The organism is uncultured Amaricoccus sp. (assembly GCF_937858865.1).
Classification (GTDB): domain Bacteria; phylum Pseudomonadota; class Alphaproteobacteria; order Rhodobacterales; family Rhodobacteraceae; genus Amaricoccus.
Window position 1 is genome coordinate 1 of the sequence record NZ_CALLYO010000637.1, and the last position, 5,466, is coordinate 5,466.

Consider the following 5,466-nt stretch of genomic DNA (forward strand, 5'->3'; position numbering starts at 1 on the left):
GCGAGCAGGTCGAATAGGCGATGACCCGCTTGATGTCGTTCTGCACCAGGCCGACCGTCGCCGCGAAGAAGGCGGTCGAGGCGCCGATGAAGGTGACGAAGGTGAGCGTGTAGGGCGCCCATTCGAGCACCGGGGACATGCGGCAGACGAGGAAGACGCCCGCCGTCACCATGGTCGCGGCATGGATGAGGGCCGAGACCGGCGTCGGGCCCTCCATCGCGTCGGGAAGCCAGGTGTGCAGGAAGAGCTGCGCCGACTTGCCCATGGCGCCGACGAAGAGGAGGAGGGACGCGACCTCGGCCGCGTTCCACTCGCGCCAGAGGAAGGTCATCTGCGTCTCGGCCAGCGTCGGGGCGGCGGCGAAGATGGTGTCGAGGTCGATCGAATCGACCAGCATGTAGAGCGTGAAGATGCCGAGCAGGAAGGCGAAGTCGCCGACCCGGTTGACGATGAAGGCCTTCATCGCCGCCTCGCCCGCGCTCTGCTTGCGGTAGTAGAAGCCGATCAGCAGGTAGGAGGCGACGCCGACGCCCTCCCAGCCGAAGAAGAGCTGCAGCAGGTTGTCCGCCGTCACCAGCGCCAGCATGGCGAAGGTGAAGAAGGAGAGATAGGCGAAGAAGCGCGGCCGGTAGCTCTCGCCCTCGCGGAAGTTGTCGTCGTGCGCCATGTAGCCGAAGCTGTAGAGGTGCACGAGCGAGCTGACGGTCGTCACCACCACCAGCATGATCGCCGTCATCCGGTCGAGCCGGTAGCCCCATTCGGCCGCCAGCGTCCCCGAGGCGATCCAGCGGAAGAAGGCGTGGCGCTCGGCCTCCGGGTAGGAGCCGAAGAAGACGATCCAGGAGAGGAGGCACGCCAGGAAGAGCAGCGTGGTCGCCGTGACCATGCCGCCCTTCTCCGAGAGCCACTTGTAGCCGAAGCCGCAGAGGACGGCGCCGATCAGCGGCGCGAAGAGGATGATCGTGACCATCGCGGCGTCAGCCCTTCATCACGTTGATGTCCTCGACCGCGATCGTCCCGCTGTTGCGGAAGAAGCAGACGAGGATGGCGAGCCCGATCGCCGCCTCGGCGGCGGCGACCGTCAGCACGAAGAGGACGAATATCTGCCCGACCAGATCGCCGAGATAGGCCGAGAAGGCGACGAAGTTGATGTTGACCGCCAGCAGCATCAGCTCGAGCGACATCAGGATGATGATGACGTTCTTGCGGTTGATGAAGATGCCGACGATGCCCGTGACGAAGAGGATCGCCGCGACCGTCAGGTAATGCGCGAGTCCGATCATTGGCCGATCATGCCCCCTGCCCCGGCTTGATGTCGACGAGGTTCACCGCGGCCTTCGGGTCGCGGTACATCTGCTTCAGCACGTCCTGCCGCTTCACGTACTGCCGCTTCCGGAGCGTCAGCACGATCGCCCCGATCATCGCCACGAGCAGCACCAGCCCCGCGGTCTGGAACAGGAAGATGTAGCGGGTATAGAGGAGCTTGCCGATCGCCGTGGTATTGTCGACGATCTCCGGCGCCGGGGTGATCGCCTGCCGCGCCGAGAGCGCCTGCTCGCTCGTCTCCCACGCCCCGAAGACGAAGCCGAGCTGCACCAGCAGCACCACCCCGATCAGCAGCCCGATCGGCAGGAGCCGCGCCATCCCCTCGCGCAGCTCGGCGAAGTTCACGTCGAGCATCATCACCACGAAGAGGAAGAGCACCGCCACCGCGCCCACGTAGACGATGAGCATGATCATCGCCACGAACTCCGCCCCGAGCAGCACGAAGAGCCCGGCGGCCGAGAAGAAGGCGAGGATCAGCCACAGCACCGAATGCACCGGGTTGCGGGCGAAGATCACCATCGCGCCCGCGACGACGGCAATCACCGCGAAGAGATAGAAGGCAAAGGTGGCGAAGGCCATTTCGGTCCCCTTCAGCGGTACGGCGCGTCGAGCTCGAGGTTGCGCGCGATCTCCGACTCCCAGCGGTCGCCGTTCGCGAGCAGCTTCGCCTTGTCGTAGAAGAGCTCCTCCCGCGTCTCGGTCGCGAACTCGAAGTTCGGCCCCTCCACGATCGCATCGACCGGACAGGCCTCCTGGCAGAAGCCGCAGTAGATGCACTTGGTCATGTCGATGTCGTAGCGCGTCGTCCGCCGGCTCCCGTCCTCCCGCGGCTCCGCGTCGATGGTGATCGCCTGCGCCGGGCAGATCGCCTCGCAGAGCTTGCAGGCGATGCACCGCTCCTCCCCGCTCGGATAGCGGCGCAGCGCATGCTCGCCGCGGAACCGCGGGCTGAGGTGTCCCTTCTCGTGCGGATAGTTGAGCGTCGCCTTCGGCTTGAAGAAGTACTTCATGCCGACCCTGAACCCGAGCACGATGTCGGTCAGCAGGAAGTACCAGGCCGCGCGGTTGACCGGAATTCCCATGCTCAGCCTCCGATCCAGCGCTGATAGGTGCCCCAGAGCCAGCCGTACTGCGCGGCGAGCCCGATGAAGGCCACCCAGGCGAGCGACAGCGGCAGGAACACCTTCCAGCCGATCCGCATCAGCTGGTCGTAGCGGTAGCGCGGCACGATCGCCTTCATCATCGAGAACATGAAGAACCAGAAGAGCATCTTGCCGAACATCCAGAGCGCCCCGTCCGGAATGCCGGGGATCGGCGACAGCCAGCCGCCGAAGAAGAGGATCGAGATGAGCGCGCACATGAAGAAGACGCTCATCAGCTCGCCGATCATGAAGAGGAGGAACGGCGTCGAGGAATATTCCACCTGATAGCCGGCGACGAGCTCGCTCTCCGCCTCGGGCAGATCGAAGGGCGGCCGATTGGTCTCGGCGAGCGCCGAGACGAAGAAGAGCACCACCATGGGCAGGTGCGGCAGCCAGTACCAGGAGAAGAGCCCCCAGCTCCCCGCCTGCGCCTCCACGATGCGGCTGAGGTTCAGCGAGCCGGTCGAGACCAGCACCCCGATGATGATGAGCCCGAGCGACACCTCGTAGGAGATCATCTGCGCCGCCGAGCGCAGCCCGCCCAGGAACGGATACTTCGAGTTCGACGCCCAGCCGCCCATGATAATCGCATAGACGTGCATCGACGAGATGGCGAAGATGAACAGGATCCCGACGTTCATGTCGGAGATCACCCACCCCGGCGCCCAGGGGATCACCGCCCAGACGATCACCGGCAGCACGAAGGAGATCATCGGCGCCAGCATGAAGACCGTCTTGTCCGCCCCGGCGGGGATGACGATCTCCTTGACGATGTACTTCAGGAAGTCGGCGAAGCTCTGCAGCAGCCCCCAGGGCCCGACCACGTTCGGCCCGCGCCGGATCTGCACCGCCGCCCAGATCTTGCGGTCGCCGTACATGAGGAAGGCGAGGCTGACGAGGATCACCACCGTCACCGCCAGGCACTGGGCGAGGATCAGCAGGAAGAGGCCGAAGCCGTGTGAGAAGAACTCCATCGCCCCCTACTCCGCCGCCAGCGCCTCGGCCCGGCGCTCCCGCGCCAGCCGCGCGAGCTCCGCCATCACCTCGCTCGCCCGCATGACCGGGTTGGCGAGATAGTGCTCGCCGCCCGCGGACGCGATCTCGCCGCCGCTCATATCGCCGCGGGCAAGCGCCGTCCATGCGTTCTCCGGCACCTCGTCGATGCGCGCGAGATGCGGCACCGCCGCGAACATCTGCCGGCGCAGCCCGGCGAGCGAGTCGAAGGGCAGCGTCTGCCCGAGCACCGCCGAGAGCGCGCGCAGGATCGCCCAGTTCTCCCGCGCCTCGCCCGGCGGGAAGCCGGCGCGGTTCGCCATCTGCGGCCGCCCCTCGGTGTTGACGAAGATGCCGGCCTCCTCGGTCCAGGCGGCCCCCGGCAGGATCACGTCCGCCCGGTGCGCCCCCCGGTCCCCGTGGCTCCCCTGGTAGACCACGAACGGCCCGGCCGGCACGTCGACCTCGTCCGCCCCGAGGTTCAGCACCACATCCGCGCCGAACACGTCGCCAAGCCCGCCCTCGCTCACGCAGCCGAGGTCCATCGCCCCCACCCGCGCCGCCGCGGTATGCAGCACCAGCAGCTTCGCGCCGGTCAGCTCGCAGAGCGCCATCGCCTCGGCCAGCACCGCCTCTCCGTTCGCGCCGCGCAGCGCCCCCTGCCCGACGATGACGAGGCTCGGGGTCGCCCGCTCCTCCTCGCTCGGCGTTTCGCGGGCGAGATCGGAGAGCGTCCGCGTGCCCGCCCCGAGATGCGTCACCGGATAGGTCAGGTCGGCCGGCTCGCCCACCGCGGCGACCAGCGCCCCGCGCAGCCAGGCCTTGCGGATGCGCGCGTTCAGGACCGGCGCCTCGAGCCGCGGATTCGTCCCCACCAGCAGGATCCGCCGCGCCGTGTCGATGTCGGCGACCCGCGCCGTCCCGACGTAGCCCGAACGGTTCCCCGGCGGCAGCGCCGCCCCGTCGGTGCGACACTCGACCGTGCCCCCGAGCCCCTCGACCAGCGTCTTGAGCGCGAAGGCCGCCTCGGTCGGAACCAGGTCGCCGACCAGCCCCGCGACCTTCCTCCCCTTCACCGCCGCGGCCACCGCCGCGAAGGCCTCGCCCCAGCTCGCCGGCCGGAGGCGCCCGTTCTCCCGCACGTAGGGCCGGTCCAGCCGCTGCCGCCTCAGCCCGTCCCAGACGAAGCGCGACCGGTCCGCCAGCCACTCCTCGTTCACCCCGTCGTTGTTGCGCGGCAGGAAGCGCATCACCTCGCGCCCCTTCACGTCGACGCGCACGTTCGAGCCGAGCGCGTCCATGACGTCGATCGACTCGGTCTTGGTCAGCTCCCAGGGCCGGGCGGTGAAGGCATAGGGCTTCGAGGTCAGCGCCCCGACCGGGCAGAGGTCGATGACGTTGCCCTGCAGCTCGCTCGTCAGCATCGCCCCGAGGTAGGAGTAGATCTCGCTGTCCTCGCCGCGGTTGAACTGCCCCATCTCCGGCACGCCGGCGACCTCGGTGATGAAGCGCACGCAGCGGGTGCAGACGATGCAGCGCGTCATGCAGGTGCCGACGAGCGGCCCGAGATCCGGGTCGACCTTCGACCGCTTCGGCTCGCGGAAGCGCGAGAAGTCGACCCCGTAAGCCATCGCCTGGTCCTGCAGGTCGCACTCGCCGCCCTGGTCGCAGATCGGGCAGTCGAGCGGGTGGTTGATGAGCAGGAACTCCATCACCCCCTCGCGCGCCTTCTTCACCATCGGCGAGGTGGTCTTGATCTGCGGCGGCTGCCCCTCCGGCCCCGGCCTGAGATCCTTCACCTGCATCGCGCAGGACGCCGCCGGCTTCGGCGGCCCGCCCACCACCTCCACAAGGCACATCCGGCAGTTGCCGGCAATGCTGAGCCGCTCGTGATAGCAGAAGCGCGGAATCTCCACCCCGGCCTGCTCGCAAGCCTGGAGCAGGGTCATCCGCGGATCGACCTCGACCTCGATCCCGTCGACGATGAGCTTCCTGAGGTCGGTCA

6 protein-coding genes are annotated in these 5,466 nt (G+C 67.9%); all 6 read right to left on the reverse strand.

What is annotated here, in order from left to right; translation table 11 throughout:
* Positions 1 to 970, reverse strand: a 970-nt coding sequence (locus Q0112_RS19065; protein ID WP_297977672.1) for an NADH-quinone oxidoreductase subunit L, incomplete at its 3' end; no start/stop codon positions are given.
* 7 nt (positions 971 to 977) lie between these two features.
* Positions 978 to 1,283 carry an NADH-quinone oxidoreductase subunit NuoK gene (gene nuoK / locus Q0112_RS19070; RefSeq protein WP_297977673.1) on the reverse strand — a complete coding sequence of 102 codons (306 nt, stop codon included), beginning with the start codon at positions 1,281 to 1,283 and terminating at the stop codon, positions 978 to 980.
* Positions 1,284 to 1,290: 7 nt separating this feature from the next.
* Entirely contained in the window at positions 1,291 to 1,905 is a 615-nt protein-coding gene (locus Q0112_RS19075; protein ID WP_297977675.1) for an NADH-quinone oxidoreductase subunit J, read from the reverse strand.
* An 11-nt stretch (positions 1,906 to 1,916) separates the two neighbouring features.
* Positions 1,917 to 2,408 (reverse strand): NADH-quinone oxidoreductase subunit NuoI, encoded by a 492-nt coding sequence (nuoI, locus tag Q0112_RS19080; RefSeq protein ID WP_297977676.1) that lies wholly within the window; start codon positions 2,406 to 2,408, stop codon positions 1,917 to 1,919.
* Between the two features lie 2 nt (positions 2,409 to 2,410).
* The gene (gene nuoH / locus Q0112_RS19085) at positions 2,411 to 3,442 is read right to left on the reverse strand and encodes an NADH-quinone oxidoreductase subunit NuoH (RefSeq protein ID WP_297977677.1); all 1,032 of its coding nucleotides are present in this window, start codon (positions 3,440 to 3,442) and stop codon (positions 2,411 to 2,413) included.
* 6 nt (positions 3,443 to 3,448) lie between these two features.
* Positions 3,449 to 5,466, reverse strand: a 2,018-nt coding sequence (nuoG, locus tag Q0112_RS19090) for an NADH-quinone oxidoreductase subunit NuoG (RefSeq protein WP_297977678.1), incomplete at its 5' end; no start/stop codon positions are given.

What these genes read in the sequence shown, in the direction of transcription:
- nuoH (WP_297977677.1), bottom strand. Translation starts at nt 3,442, where the DNA reads ATGGAGTTCTTCTCACACGGCTTCGGCCTCTTCCTGCTGATCCTCGCC.
- nuoI (WP_297977676.1), bottom strand. Translation starts at nt 2,408, where the DNA reads ATGGGAATTCCGGTCAACCGCGCGGCCTGGTACTTCCTGCTGACCGAC.
- Q0112_RS19075 (WP_297977675.1), bottom strand. Translation starts at nt 1,905, where the DNA reads ATGGCCTTCGCCACCTTTGCCTTCTATCTCTTCGCGGTGATTGCCGTC.
- nuoK (WP_297977673.1), bottom strand. Translation starts at nt 1,283, where the DNA reads ATGATCGGACTCGCGCATTACCTGACGGTCGCGGCGATCCTCTTCGTC.